Annotated in this window: 14 protein-coding genes and 2 pseudogenes; 13 read left to right on the forward strand and 3 right to left on the reverse strand. The window is 42.8% G+C overall.

The annotated features are described in order from the left end of the window. Window positions 1-6 precede the first annotated feature (6 nt). The 9 genes from AB8599_RS06450 to AB8599_RS06490 all read left to right on the forward strand — a co-directional run bounded on the left by AB8599_RS06450 (window position 7) and on the right by AB8599_RS06490 (window position 8,976). Window positions 7-264, forward strand: a complete 258-nt coding sequence (locus AB8599_RS06450) for a hypothetical protein (RefSeq protein WP_407332925.1) — start codon at window positions 7-9, stop codon at window positions 262-264. A 1,205-nt stretch (window positions 265-1,469) separates the two neighbouring features. Then, a complete protein-coding gene (locus tag AB8599_RS06455; protein WP_407332926.1) occupies window positions 1,470-1,688 on the forward strand; it encodes a hypothetical protein in 219 nt (72 codons plus the stop codon). A 117-nt stretch (window positions 1,689-1,805) separates the two neighbouring features. Further along, window positions 1,806-2,024 (forward strand): hypothetical protein, encoded by a 219-nt coding sequence (locus tag AB8599_RS06460; RefSeq protein ID WP_407332926.1) that lies wholly within the window; start codon window positions 1,806-1,808, stop codon window positions 2,022-2,024. A 345-nt stretch (window positions 2,025-2,369) separates the two neighbouring features. After that, a complete protein-coding gene (locus AB8599_RS06465) occupies window positions 2,370-2,945 on the forward strand; it encodes a nucleotidyltransferase domain-containing protein (RefSeq protein WP_407333188.1) in 576 nt (191 codons plus the stop codon). Window positions 2,946-3,783: 838 nt separating this feature from the next. Continuing rightward, window positions 3,784-4,359: an MltR family transcriptional regulator gene (locus AB8599_RS06470; RefSeq protein WP_080497340.1), complete on the forward strand. Its 576-nt coding sequence runs from the start codon at window positions 3,784-3,786 to the stop codon at window positions 4,357-4,359. Between the two features lie 736 nt (window positions 4,360-5,095). Beyond that, window positions 5,096-5,692 (forward strand): methyltransferase domain-containing protein, encoded by a 597-nt coding sequence (locus AB8599_RS06475; protein ID WP_013571707.1) that lies wholly within the window; start codon window positions 5,096-5,098, stop codon window positions 5,690-5,692. Window positions 5,693-6,572: 880 nt separating this feature from the next. Beyond that, window positions 6,573-6,953, forward strand: a complete 381-nt coding sequence (locus AB8599_RS06480) for a GFA family protein (RefSeq protein WP_193269682.1) — start codon at window positions 6,573-6,575, stop codon at window positions 6,951-6,953. Between the two features lie 148 nt (window positions 6,954-7,101). Next, complete coding sequence (locus AB8599_RS06485; RefSeq protein ID WP_407332927.1) at window positions 7,102-7,413, forward strand: hypothetical protein; 312 nt, start codon at window positions 7,102-7,104, stop codon at window positions 7,411-7,413. A 1,353-nt stretch (window positions 7,414-8,766) separates the two neighbouring features. Then, window positions 8,767-8,976 (forward strand): hypothetical protein, encoded by a 210-nt coding sequence (locus tag AB8599_RS06490; protein WP_407332928.1) that lies wholly within the window; start codon window positions 8,767-8,769, stop codon window positions 8,974-8,976. A 263-nt stretch (window positions 8,977-9,239) separates the two neighbouring features. Here the strand turns inward: AB8599_RS06490 and AB8599_RS06495 are convergent. Next, window positions 9,240-9,608: pseudogene (locus AB8599_RS06495) on the reverse strand (transposase); the annotation flags it as partial. 193 nt (window positions 9,609-9,801) lie between these two features. Here AB8599_RS06495 and AB8599_RS06500 point away from each other — a divergent pair. Then, on the forward strand, window positions 9,802-10,059 hold the full coding sequence (locus AB8599_RS06500) for a type II toxin-antitoxin system Phd/YefM family antitoxin (RefSeq protein WP_407332929.1): 258 nt from the start codon (window positions 9,802-9,804) through the stop codon (window positions 10,057-10,059). Continuing rightward, complete coding sequence (locus AB8599_RS06505) at window positions 10,047-10,349, forward strand: type II toxin-antitoxin system RelE/ParE family toxin (RefSeq protein ID WP_407332930.1); 303 nt, start codon at window positions 10,047-10,049, stop codon at window positions 10,347-10,349. Before AB8599_RS06500 ends, AB8599_RS06505 begins: the two co-directional genes overlap by 13 nt. Window positions 10,350-10,385: 36 nt before the next feature. On the opposite strand, the pseudogene AB8599_RS06510 reads toward AB8599_RS06505, so the two are convergent. Further along, window positions 10,386-10,544, reverse strand: a pseudogene (locus AB8599_RS06510) (IS110 family transposase); the annotation flags it as partial. 417 nt (window positions 10,545-10,961) lie between these two features. On the opposite strand from AB8599_RS06510, the gene AB8599_RS06515 reads away from it, so the two are divergent. Both AB8599_RS06515 and AB8599_RS06520 read left to right on the forward strand, forming a co-directional pair. Next, window positions 10,962-11,294, forward strand: a complete 333-nt coding sequence (locus AB8599_RS06515) for a Fis family transcriptional regulator (RefSeq protein WP_407332931.1) — start codon at window positions 10,962-10,964, stop codon at window positions 11,292-11,294. A 161-nt stretch (window positions 11,295-11,455) separates the two neighbouring features. Further along, complete coding sequence (locus tag AB8599_RS06520) at window positions 11,456-11,752, forward strand: YkgJ family cysteine cluster protein (protein WP_407332932.1); 297 nt, start codon at window positions 11,456-11,458, stop codon at window positions 11,750-11,752. Window positions 11,753-11,844: 92 nt separating this feature from the next. On the opposite strand, the gene AB8599_RS06525 is transcribed toward AB8599_RS06520, so the two are convergent. After that, window positions 11,845-12,750: a glycosyl hydrolase family 17 protein gene (locus AB8599_RS06525; protein WP_407332933.1), complete on the reverse strand. Its 906-nt coding sequence runs from the start codon at window positions 12,748-12,750 to the stop codon at window positions 11,845-11,847. Window positions 12,751-12,762 lie beyond the last annotated feature (12 nt).

Consider the following 12,762-nt stretch of genomic DNA (forward strand, 5'->3'; position numbering starts at 1 on the left):
CCATCAATGGCCAGAAAAGACCAAGCATCCCAAGGGCTGCTTGCAAAGGCAAAAGGCGAGGTTCGGCTATTCAAAAAACTTGGGTGGCAGCTTTATAACAAAGGTTTTCAAGGCGGACGCAAAACATTCCCGCAAATTTTGTTATATCAATTTATGGCGTTTACGGTGGCTTTCTTGCGTGAAGTGAATGTTTTACGCCGCTTAAAACGACGTTATAACGCTTTATCTTTTTGCGTGTATTCAGTTCCAAGCTTGGCAAGCTAAACCAGTTTTCCATAGCAGGCGGTTTAAAATGGTTTGGCTTTGACTTGTCGCCAGGCAGTTTGGTTAAAGTGTCTAATTCTCAGGCTTCAGCATTGAGTTCAAACGAAAAGGCTTTTTCTTGGTGGTTTTGCGAAGCTGTTTCGTTTGGATTTAAGTCAAAATGTCTTGTTTGGAAAGTGGTTGGCGGCAAGCCGCGAACATACATATTGAGCGTATAACAAGGCAATAAACGTGGACGCTTTGTCACTGCGGCAGCTTTTCGAAGTGTTGTGAATACAAGGGATTAAAGCAGTTTTGGGTGGTTTGATAAGCGCCCGTTATTGCAACGTTAGCTGCCTGTTCTTTCTTGATGTACTTGGTACGAAGTTTGGTAGCTAAACCTGCTTTTCATAGCAGGTGGTTAAAATGGGTCTGACTTTACATTTCAAATCGTCTGTTGGTTAAAGTGTTTGTTTTATCGGTCGAAGCGCAGAATTCAAATCAAAGGGCTTTTTCTTGGTGGTTCACTCACGTCATTTGGTTTGTGTTTAAGTCATTCTTCTTGTTCAAAAGGGTGGTTGGCGGCAAGCCGCGCACAATCGAATCTTGCGCTAACAAGGCTATCAACAGGACGCAATTTCGGTTCGGTGTTTTTCAAAATATCGTGAATACAATGGCTTAAGTGATATTTGGTGGTTTGATATGCGCCTGTTATCGCGACGTTAGCCGCCTGTTCTTTCTTGATGTACTTGGTATGAAGTTTGGTAGCTAAACCGGCTTTTCATAGCAGGTGGTCTAAATGGGTCTGGCTTTAGATTTTTAATCGGTTGTTGGTTAAAGTGTTTGTTTTATCTGTTGAAGTGCAGAATTCAAATCAAAGGGCTTTTTCTTGGTGGTTCACTCAAGTCATTTGGTTTGTGTTTAAGTCATTCTTCTTGTTCAAAAGGGTGGTTGGCGGCAAGCCGCGCACAATCGAATCTTGCGCTAACAAGACTATCAACAGGACGCAATTTCGGTTCGGTGTTTTTTAAAACATCGTGAATACAATGGTTTAAGCGATTTTGGGTGGTTTGATATGCGCCTGTTATCGCGACGTTATACGCTGTAATTTTACTTACATGTAAGCAGCGACTTTTAGCGCCAAACCACTGCGGTTTTCTCAACAAAAAAAGCGGTTTGGTTTTGGATCGCCGCTCACCATTGAAAGTGTTGCAAACAAGCCATCAATGGCCAGAAAAGACCAAGCATCCCAAGGGCTGCTTGCAAAGGCAAAAGGCGAGGTTCGGCTATTCAAAAAACTTGGGTGGCAGCTTTATAACAAAGGTTTTCAAGGCGGACGCAAAACATTCCCGCAAATTTTGTTATATCAATTTATGGCGTTTACGGTGGCTTTCTTGCGTGAAGTGAATGTTTTACGCCGCTTAAAACGACGTTATACGCTGTAATTTTACTTACACGTAAGCTGTGACTTTGAGCGCCAAACCACTGCGGTTTTCTCAACAAAAAAGCGGTTTGGTTTTGGATCGCCGCTCACCATTGAAAGTGTTGCAAACAAGCCATCAATGGCCAGAAAAGACCAAGCATCCCAAGGGCTGCTTGCAAAGGCAAAAGGCGAGGTTCGGCTATTCAAAAAACTTGGGTGGCAGCTTTATAACAAAGGTTTTCAAGGCGGACGCAAAACATTCCCGCAAATTTTGTTATATCAATTTATGGCGTTTACGGTGGCTTTCTTGCGTGAAGTGAATGTTTTACGCCGCTTAAAACGACGTTATACGCTGTAATTCTACTTACACGTAAGCTGTGACTTTGAGCGCCAAACCACTGCGGTTTTCTCAACAAAAAAGCGGTTTGGTTTTGGATCGCCGCTCACCATTGAAAGTGTTGCAAACAAGCCATCAATGGCCAGAAAAGACCAAGCATCCCAAGGGCTGCTTGCAAAGGCAAAAGGCGAGGTTCGGCTATTCAAACAGATTGGGTGGCAGCTTTATAACAAAGGTTTTCAAGGCGGACGCAAAACATTCCCGCAAATTTTGTTAAATCAATTTTTGGCGTTTAAGGTGGCTTTCTTGCATGAAGCTAATGTTTTTCGCCGCTTAAAACGACGTTATACAAAAAAGGAGAGTGTATTGAGTTTGGTTGAATTAAATCTTGAGCATTTGCCTCTTCAAAAGAAACTTGTTGAGTCAGTGTGCTCTGCATTTTATCCGGAGCGAGATGTGGTCGCAGCTGTCCTACTAGGCTCATTGGCTTCGGGAGCTGGGGACCGAGTTTCCGATGCTGACATCCTTATTTTTACGAAAAGTGAATTCCACAAGTCTGCTTCTCTTAGCTTTTCTCGTTTTGAGTCGGGTAAGGATATCTTTTTCAGCTTCGGCGATTTTCATGACTCCAATGAAAATGGGTATTTTAAAAAGTATATATTCAACGATATGACTAGTGCAGAAATACACTGTTTAGATGTATCAGAGGACTTTGGTATTTCCCAACCATTTAAAATATTGTTCGATAAATCTGGCATTGTTGAGGGGAGGCTTACCGACGAACCACCACCCAGACATGAGGATTTCCCAGCTTACTATCGAGGAGACGCTGGTCTGATCTGGGAATTGTTTGATTGCATAAAGTGGCTTAGCAGAAACGACATAGAATTAGCTAAAAATCACATCAAGAAACTGTCTGCTGCGATGGAAGCTTTTGTATAACAGGGGCTTCAAGGGGACTAAAAACATAGGATCATTTTTTAGTCTTTTCAAATTTGGGTGCTTAAGGTGGTTGTTTAGCGTGAATCGTGTGTTTTTAACCCCTTAAGCCGACGTTAGCTGCCTGTTCTTTTTTTTGTACTTAGTACGAAGTTTGGTAGCTAAACCTGCTTTTCATAGCAGGTGGTTTAAATGGGTCTGACTTGAAATTTCAAATCGTCTGTTGGTTAAAGTGTTTGTTTTATCGGTTGAGGCGCAGAATTCAGGTCAAAGGGCTTTTTCTTGGTGGTTCACTCAAGTCATTTGGTTTGTGTTTAAGTCATTCTTTTTGTTCAAAAGGGTGGTTGGCGGCAAGCCGCGCACAATCGAATCTTGCGCTAACAAGGCTATCAACAGGACGCAATTTCGGTTCGGTGTTTTTCAAAATATCGTGAATACAATGGTTTAAGTGGTATTGGGCGGTTTGATATGCGCCTGTTATCGCGACGTTATGTACTGGTATTTGAACGTACACGTTAGTCAGTCATTTGAAGCGAAAACGGTCTTTGCTTGGTTAGCATTTTTGGGGTTCTTTGTCGGATCGCCTGTTGGCCATGAAGTCATGCAAACAAGCCTTCGGTTGTCAGCCCAAATTGAACATTGAGCAGGCTGTTTGCAAGGGTGCTTGTCGAGGTTGGGCTAGTCGGCAAAGTACGTCGTCATTACATAACAATGTCTTCAAGGTGGACGAAAAACGCACCCGCAATGTTTGTTAAATCAAATTATGGCGTTTAAGGTGGCTTTATGGCGTGAAGCTAGCGTTTTTCGCCCCTTAAAACGATGTTATGGCTCAAGGAGAAATATGTTAGTAGAACATGCTGTAGATTTGGGTGAGTTTGTAACCGAGCTCCAAAGTGAGACTGATCGTGGATTACCTTTGGTTGGCGCTGCTCTCATTGATGAAAAGCTGTCAAAAACATTGGAGTCATTTTTCGTTGGAGGGAAGTCGAGCAAAAATTTACTCTTTGGTGCTAATGCACCCATTGGGGACTTATCTTCTCGCGTTGAATTATGCCTTTCGCTCGGATTAATAGACCAATTTGAATATCAAGAGATTCAAATAATTCGCAAAATACGTAATCAATTTGCCCATCTTCGACATGGACTCACTTTTGACGATGAGAAAATAAAAGGTTTGTGTACTAGCCTAAAGTCTCCTTTACCTGATGGTATGCCGAATGAGCGGAAAACACCAAGGTTTCGGCTTATTAACGCGATTGTATGCATTGTTCTAAGGTTGTTTTATCGTCCAGAGTGGGTTGCTAAAGAACAAAGAGTCCCAAAAAAGTGGGTACCAGACTCTACTTGGTACAACACCAATGACACTCCGCCACCAGAGAATGCAGGTTTTGTTGGGTTAGTCAGCAAGTCGCTGTGAGTTGCGCCATAACAAACTGTTCAAGAGGGATTCGCAACGCGTGGCACTTTTACTATGCGGTGGTTTTAGTGTTTAAGGTGGAATGCAGCGGCTTCGGTATTGCGTTGCTCACGCCCTTAACAGGGCGTTATGTTTCACTATAAATTCAGTGGCTTAAAAGTCCTTTTAGCTATTCTTTGTCCCTCTAGCAGTCCGTTCCGAATAGACTCAGCAAATCGGTATTATCGCCTTAAATTCATGAATTTTTCAGCCCGTAAAACATACTAAAATTCGTGGGTTGCTTCATTGTCAGGTCGAGCCGGTTGGATTCAAGTTTCTCTGGCTTAAAGGCGCTTTGAGGTTCATTGCCAAGCCACATCCTACCTTGGCAGTAGTCTCGGCAATTAGCCATTATTCTGCGCTTTGGTTGGAAAGAGAGGGCGCTTGTTGGAGTTTTGTCGGGTTGCCCCATTGGGCAGGGAAGTGCTCATACTTGTTTTGTGTTGGTCGCACTTGGTGGTCAAGTTGGCTCTTGCCTTGTGTTTTAGTTCAGAAAACCAGTTGAAAATTGTAGTTCTTTCTCAAATAAATCATGCGTTTGTGGTAAAACATAACAAACAATTTAAGAGGGATTCCCCACGCTTGGCATTTTTGGTTTGGATTTGGTTCAGTGTTTACGGTGTCCAAATTTAGTGTCGTGGTTGCGTGGCTCACCCCTTAATTGGGCGTTATATACTTTATTGGAATATTGAACTTTATGGATGATAGCTCAGCAACTTGGCGTCAATACTACGAAAAATCATTGTTACGCCCCCACAATTCGCGCACTGAAATCGCAATTGAGTTGAATCAGTCTGGACTGCAAACCGCTGTCGATTGCGGTTGTGGAACGGGAAGTGAGATAGCGTATCTAGAGCAGCAAGGTTATCAGGTGTATGGCTTTGATATTAACCCAGACTCTGTTGCGATATGTTCTGAAAGGTTTAGTTCAAAACCACTGGTTAAACTTTCAGAGTGTTCATTTGAGTCTTTCAAATATCCTTCTGCTGGTATAGTGATAGCAAACTCAAGTTTGTTCTTTGCTGACCCGCTAGAGTTTAAAAATACATGGCGTAAAATTGCCTCTTCTATTGCGGTTGGTGGTGTCTTTGTCGGCGATTTTATGGGGCCTAGAGATAGTTGGGCAACGAATTATCGTTTACCTACGGCGCCGTTGAGTAAAAAACAAGTTGAGCTCTTGTTTAAAGAGTTTGAAATAGTCAGTTTCAAAGAGCGTGATGAGCCTGGCGCAACAAGGATTGGATATCCTAAGCATTGGCATATCTTTTCAGTGATTGCCGTAAAACGTACATAACAAGGCGTTCAAGAGGGATTCATGCCGCGTGGCATTTTTAGTATGCGGTGAGTTTTGGTGGTGAAAGTGGTCTGCGGAAAGTTGGTTTATGCGGCATTCACCCCTTAACGCAGCGTTAGCTGCCTGTTCTTTCTTGATGTACTTAGTACGAAGTTTGGTAGCTAAACCTGCTTTTCATAGCAGGTGGTTTAAATGGGTCTGGCTTTAGATTTTTAATCGGTTGTTGGTTAAAGTGTTTGTTTTATCGGTTGAAGCGCAGAATTCAAATCAAAAGGCTTTTTCTTGGTGGTTCATTCAAGTCATTTGGTTTGTGTTTAAGCCATTCTTCTTGTTCAAAAGGGTGGTTGGCGGCAAGCCGCGAACAATCGAATCTTGCGCTAACAAGGCTATCAACAGGACGCAATTTCGGTTCGGTATTTTTCAAAATATCGTGAATACAATGGTTTAAGTGATGTTGGGCGGTTTGATATGCGCCTGTTATCGCGACGTTAGCCGCCTGTTCTTTCTTGATGTACTTAGTACGAAGTTTGGTGGCTAAACCTGCTTTTCATAGCAGGTGGTTTAAATGGGTCTGACTTTACATTTCAAATCGCTTCTTGGTTAAAGTGTTTGTTTTATCGGTTGAAGTGAAGAATTCAAATCAAAGGGCTTTTTCTTGGTGGTTAACTCAAGTCATTTGGTTTGTGTTTAATTCATTCTTTTTGTTCAAAAGGGTGGTTGGCGGCAAGCCGCGAACAATCGAATCTTGTGCTAACAAGGCTATCAACAGGACGCAATTTCGGTTCGGTGTTTTTACAATATCGTGAATACAATGGTTTAAGCGATATTAGGCGGTTTGATATGCGCCTGTTATCGCGACGTTATGTACTAAGGAGGCAGGATGCCAAAAACGTATTCCGGTTCATGTCACTGTGGTCTCATTAAATTCGAAGTTTTAGCCGATATTGACCATCTTCGAGAGTGTAATTGTTCCATCTGTATCCGTAGAGGTGCGCTAAATTTTAGAGTGCCAGAAGAGAATTTGACGGTTCTAACTTCCCTCGAAAATGCAGTTTTATACCAATGGGGCAGTGAGACCGCAGAAGACTACTTTTGCCCTAAATGCGGTATTCTGCCATTTCGTAAACCTAGCCAATTGACCAAAGCTGAAATCGAGGCTGGCAAAGTCCCATTTACTGGTTGGGCTGTAAATGCCCGTTGTCTTAGTGGGTTAAATATCAGTGAAATTCCGGTCGTAAAAATAGATGGAGCATCCCTTTGAGCACGTACATAACAAAGCGTTTAAGACGGATTCCCAACGCAAGGCGTTTTCGGCTTACTTTGAGTTAAGTGTTTATGTCACAATGCTTTAGGTAGGGTGGAAGCGTTGCTCACCACTTAACGCGGCGTTATGTTCTATTGGAGTTTTTATGCTGAGAGTCGAGCTAACAAGAGATAGTGTATGCATGGGAGATGACTGCGATGCTCCTCACTTCTTAAAACTAGAATTGCCGGAAACCTCAACTATTCAAAGCTTAGTTGATGCCATTGATGCTCGCTCTTATCTGGCGAAAGTGGGTGGTTTCGAACATCAATGGATACTCTTAGCTAACAATGAAGAAGCCGTTCGTTTGAAAGACAATGACCTTGAAAACCCAGTAAAAGGGGCGGTAAGTCTGCCTTCTCTTGCTTTAAACGGAGTGCTCAAGGTTCATTTCAAATATTTAAGCTCACGAACATAACAAGAACCTAAAGCTGGACGCTTAAACCTCCCGCAGTTTTTTCAAACGGCCTCTGTGATTCAGGTGGTTGATTTTTAGATAATTAAGCGCCGCTTAGGTTGGCGTTAGCCGCCTGTTCTTTCTTGATGTACTTAGTACGAAGTTTGGTAGCTAAACCGGCTTTTCATAGCAGGTGGTTTAAATGGGTCTGGCTTTAGATTTTTAATCGGTTGTTGGTTAAAGTGTTTGTTTTATCGGTTGGAGCGCAGAATTCAAATCAAAGGGCTTTTTCTTGGTGGTTCACTCAAGTCATTTGGTTTGTGTTTAAGCCATTCTTCTTGTTCAAAAGGGTGGTTGGCGGCAAGCCGCGCACAATCGAATCTTGCGCTAACAAGGCTATCAACAGGACGCAATTTCGGTTCGGTGTTTTTCAAAGCATCGTGAATACAATGGTTTAAGCGATATTGGGCGGTTTGATATGCGCCTGTTATCGCGACGTTAGCCGCCTGTTCTTTCTTGATGTACTTAGTAAGAAGTTTGGTAGCTAAACCTGCTTTTCATAGCAGGTGGTTTAAAAGGGTCTGACTCTAAATTTCAAATCGTCTGCTGGTTAAAGTGTTTGTTTTATCGGTTGAAGCGCAAAATTCAAATCAAAGGGCTTTTTCTTGGTGGTTAACTCAAGTCATTTGGTTTGTGTTTAAGTCATTCTTTTTGTTCAAAAGGGTGGTTGGCGGCAAGCCGCGAACAATCGAATCTTGCGCTAACAAGGCTATCAACAGGACGTAATTTCGGTTCGGTGTTTTTCAAAACATCGTGAATACAATGGTTTAAGCGGTATTGAGCGGTTTGATATGCGCCTGTTATCGCGACGTTAGCCGCCTGTTCTTTCTTGATGTACTTAGTAAGAAGTTTGGTAGCTAAACCTGCTTTTCATAGCAGGTGGTTTAAATGGGTCTGACTTCAAATTTCAAATCGTCTGCTGGTTAAAGTGTTTGTTTTATCGGTTGAAGCGCAAAATTCAAATCAAAGGGCTTTTTCTTGGTGCTTCACTCAAGTCATTTGGTTTGTGTTTAAGCCATTCTTCTTGTTCAAAAGGGTGGTTGGCGGCAAGCCGCGCACAATCGAATCTTGCGCTAACAAGGCTATCAACAGGACGCAATTTCGGTTCGGTGTTTTTCAAAATATCGTGAATACAATGGTTTAAGTGATATTTGGCGGTTTGATATGCGCCTGTTATCGCGACGTTATACGCTGTAATTTTACTTACATGTAAGCAGCGACTTTGAGCACCAAACCACAGTGGTTTTCTCAACAAAAAAGCGGTTTGGTTTTGGATCGCCGCTCACCATTGAAAGTGTTGCAAACAAGCCATCAATGGCCAGAAAAGACCAAGCATCCCAAGGGCTGCTTGCAAAGGCAAAAGGTGAGATTCGGCTATTCAAACAGATTGGGTGGCAGCTTTATAACAAAGGTTTTCAAGGCGGACGCAAAACATTCCCGCAAATTTTGTTATATCAACTTATGGCGTTTATGGTGGCTTTACTACGTGAAGCTAATGTTTTTCGCCGCTTAAAACGACGTTAGCCGCCTGTTCTTTCTTCATGTACTTGGTACGAAGTTTGGTAGCTAAACTGGCTTTTCATAGCAGGTGGTTTAAATGGGTCTGACTTTAGATTTCAAATCGTCTGTTGGTTAAAGTGTTTGTTTTATCGGTTGAAGCGCGGAATTCAAATCAAAGGGATTTTTCTTGGTTGTTCACTCAAGTCATTTGGTTTGTGTTTAAGTCATTCTTCTTGTTTAAAAGGGTGGTTTGGCGGCAAGCCGCGCACAATCGAATCTTGCGCTAACAAGGCTATCACACGACCATCGAGAGCGATAGAGGCGCGTAAAGTCATATAGCGAAGCTGCTCTCTCACATTAGACCAATCAACCAAAATCACAGGGCAAGGATTCGCGCGGGCAATAAGGTGGGCATGCCATTTATAGATATCGTCTTTTTCACGGTGCAACTGTGCATTGCCCAGCAATCGGTCGACACGCTTGATGGCATGTTTAGCGGTGGTCCTAACGTGGAGCGAGCGACCAAGTTTTGTGAGCGCAAGATCAGCGCCATCGAGAGAGGATTGAGTCGCAAGTAGCAGAGAATGAAGCCGTTTTTTATGAATAGTGGGACACTGATTAGTTAAAGTATCTTGTAGAATTTGAATATCGCGCATCGTCCATCCCTTTTGGTGGAATGTGGTTTTTGGTGAAATTCATTAGATCAAAAGGGTAGATGTGCGTCCTTCTCATTGTTTAGAAAAGAGATTTTGAGGGGATTCGCTAGATGCAGGCGTTAGCCGTCATGGAGCTTGCTATACTTAAAGTGATAGAATAGTATCACTTTAGTATTCCTTTGGAGCAGCTCTCATGAAAGTAGAACTAGTTACATCACTCAAACGCCAAGCAACAAAGATCCTTGCCGAACTCCACGACACTAAAGAACCAGTGTTAATTACCGAGCATGGTAAGCCATCGGCATATCTGGTTGATGTTGATGATTACGAGTTTATGCAAAATCGTTTGGCGATTCTGGAGGGGATTGCACGAGGTGAACGTGCATTAGCTGACGGTAAAGTGGTGAGTCACGATGAAGCCAAGGACAAAATGTCAAAATGGCTGAAATAATCTGGACTGAGCCAGCGCTATCCGACCTCAATGATATCGCTGAATACATCGCACTTGAAAATATCGTAGCTGCAAAACAGTGGGTTCAAGCGATCTTTTCTAAAGTCGAGCGCTTAGAGGCTTTCCCTGCATCGGGTCGCATTCCGCCTGAACTAGCACATCTAGGTTATCGTGAAGTTGTAGTTAATCCGTGCCGTTTTTTCTATAAACAAGACGGCGACAAAGTATTGATTCTGTTTGTTATGCGTGCTGAGAGAGACTTGCGTAAGTTCCTATTGAGCAAGCAATAACTTTTGGGAATGAGCGGCTAACAAACGACTATGGAGTCAATGATTGATTTTTGCATTGTTTTCATCCCACAAAACGCCATCCCTGAGCATAGAATTTAAGATAACAACCATCTTTCTCACACAGGCAATGATGGCGACTTTTTTGGGTTTTCCAGCCTCCAATACGCGCGTATAGGTCGCTTTGAAAACGGGATTGTCCATACAAATAAGAATAAAGTGTCGCGCAGCCGACACTTTATTCGGGTGTTGAACAAGCCCGACGCCTCTTTATTCAGTAAAATGCTCGGATGAGAAGAGGACGGATCTATGCCCGTCACTTTTTGTCAGGACGAGCGTAGCCATGAAGTTAATAGACAACCATTTACTTCAGTGATTTACGTTAACAGTGCGTGTGTTTCTCGGTTCGTCCTCCACTGAGCCATTGCCAGACAAAATGGAACATCAATTGGGCTGTTTACAATGGTACTTGCCGAGGTATGGCTAGTCGGCAAAGAGCCTTCTCATGACTGTTGGGGTGAAGGTGTAGATAGAACAAATGTTGAAAGAAATAGCGCAATAATTGTAATACTGAGCTTGTTACAGTTTTGGTAATAATGAGGTGACTTAGTCAATATGCGTAAAACCGATAAAAAAACAGATAAGCAGATTAGGGAAATGCTGACCAATGTGTGTAACACAGCACTTCAAGAATTGGCGGGATTTCAGTGGTTAACGCATTTGGTGGATTATTCAAATTTCCCTAAAAGCCTGAAGGTGATCTGTGTATTCGATACAAACAGTAGCCTAAATGAGTTTGAGCAGAGCAACCATTTTCAACGCTTCAATGCTCTGATTCAAAGTAGTCTGATTCGTGCTGGCATTAATCTTGATGTCCGCTCTATTTCATATGATACGGAAGAGAATTGCAGTAGAGATAACAACGGCAGATGGACAGATAGGCTCTGAATATTAGCCATTTGTTAGCTAGAAAAGGTTGCTTGCTGCTAGGAATTAAATAATATTATTTTTCATTAACTTATCTCCACTGATGCTGTTGATTGACGAATTTCGATATATAAGCTCGATTTTGGAGTATTATGCCGTAATTGAGTTGTACGAAGATGTCTATGACTATTCCTGTTAAAAACGTCGATCCCACTGAAGTATCCTGTTCAAACTGCAAAGCATGTTGCTGTCGCTTGGAGGTCATGATCATTACTGACACGGGCGTTCCGGAAAAACATATCGCTTATGATAAGTGGGGCGGTGAAACCATGTTGCGGTTAGATGATGGTTGGTGTTCTGCTCTAGACCGTGAAACCTTCATGTGCACGATTTATGAAAATCGCCCTTGGATCTGTCGAGAGTTTGAAATGGGTTCTTGGGAGTGCAGAGACGAAAGAGCGGACTTAGATTCCATTTAGTCGAATTCACCACTTCATGATTCATCGAAAAAATGGGCAGAACAATCTGCCCACTTTAATATATTTATTAGTCGTGATTTTAAGCGTAGTAATTAGCCAAACAAGCCTTGCATGACCAATTTAGGCGTGCGGTCTTCTTTGAACAATCCCCAGTGCTTCTCGGGCTCTTCTGGGTGTGCATCGCCTTTCCAAGGCTCATCGAACGCTTCAAACACGAAGGTCAAAATCTTCTCTTCGCGTGTCCACTCTAACAGTTGATCGTAATAAGCAGCTTGAAGTTCCTCTGATGCATTCCATGCATCAATACCACGGCCATTCGAGGCAGTCGCCCAACCTGCTTCAGTAATGATTACTGGCGTGTCAGGGTAGCGGTTTGCGACCGAAAAGTAGTTGTCTTTCGTGTACTCAAGTGCTTCATCGATGGTTTTGTATTCCCAAACCGGATAGGTGTGCAGGGAGATGAAATCCAACTCTGCGACCAGTTCATCCAGTTTGTATGTCCAAGGAACATAGTTCTCGCAGAAAGTAACAGGCTGTGAAATCGCGGATTTAACACGCTTTACGTGTTCAACCAGTTTCTCTACTGAAATCAAATGATCTGTCCACTCAACACTTGCTTCATTGCCCACTGATACGTAACCCACGGTATCGGGGTAGGCGTTAGCGAGATCGATCAATCGCTCAATCTCTTGCTTATTGGCTTCACGGTTTGCTTCCAGCGTTTCTTCGCTAAATTGTGCACCCCAAGGGCAATCGGGATTGTTCATTTCAGCGGCGACATCAGCGCCGAGCATGACTTTAAAATCCAGACCTTCATTTTGAATAACATCTAACACTAAGCGTGCATGTGTACTGCAGTCATAAAGGCGCAGGGCAGACCAGTGTTTTGAGAGAATTAACAAGTCTTCCTTCACTTGGTTATACGACGGGTAAATCCCTTCGCGCGGGTTTTGCCCTTCACGATATCCTGAGTAACAAATAGCGTTTCTGTATTCCATAGCATTTTACCT

The organism is Enterovibrio litoreus, from assembly GCF_045679545.1.
Lineage (GTDB): Bacteria > Pseudomonadota > Gammaproteobacteria > Enterobacterales > Vibrionaceae > Enterovibrio.

Coding starts and splice junctions, on each gene's coding strand:
- AB8599_RS06485 (WP_407332927.1), top strand. CDS start 7,102: ATGCTGAGAGTCGAGCTAACAAGAGATAGTGTATGCATGGGAGATGAC.
- AB8599_RS06520 (WP_407332932.1), top strand. CDS start 11,456: ATGACTATTCCTGTTAAAAACGTCGATCCCACTGAAGTATCCTGTTCA.
- AB8599_RS06470 (WP_080497340.1), top strand. CDS start 3,784: ATGTTAGTAGAACATGCTGTAGATTTGGGTGAGTTTGTAACCGAGCTC.
- AB8599_RS06455 (WP_407332926.1), top strand. CDS start 1,470: ATGGCCAGAAAAGACCAAGCATCCCAAGGGCTGCTTGCAAAGGCAAAA.
- AB8599_RS06450 (WP_407332925.1), top strand. CDS start 7: ATGGCCAGAAAAGACCAAGCATCCCAAGGGCTGCTTGCAAAGGCAAAA.
- AB8599_RS06515 (WP_407332931.1), top strand. CDS start 10,962: ATGCGTAAAACCGATAAAAAAACAGATAAGCAGATTAGGGAAATGCTG.
- AB8599_RS06525 (WP_407332933.1), bottom strand. CDS start 12,750: ATGGAATACAGAAACGCTATTTGTTACTCAGGATATCGTGAAGGGCAA.
- AB8599_RS06505 (WP_407332930.1), top strand. CDS start 10,047: ATGGCTGAAATAATCTGGACTGAGCCAGCGCTATCCGACCTCAATGAT.
- AB8599_RS06475 (WP_013571707.1), top strand. CDS start 5,096: ATGGATGATAGCTCAGCAACTTGGCGTCAATACTACGAAAAATCATTG.
- AB8599_RS06480 (WP_193269682.1), top strand. CDS start 6,573: ATGCCAAAAACGTATTCCGGTTCATGTCACTGTGGTCTCATTAAATTC.
- AB8599_RS06500 (WP_407332929.1), top strand. CDS start 9,802: ATGAAAGTAGAACTAGTTACATCACTCAAACGCCAAGCAACAAAGATC.
- AB8599_RS06490 (WP_407332928.1), top strand. CDS start 8,767: ATGGCCAGAAAAGACCAAGCATCCCAAGGGCTGCTTGCAAAGGCAAAA.
- AB8599_RS06460 (WP_407332926.1), top strand. CDS start 1,806: ATGGCCAGAAAAGACCAAGCATCCCAAGGGCTGCTTGCAAAGGCAAAA.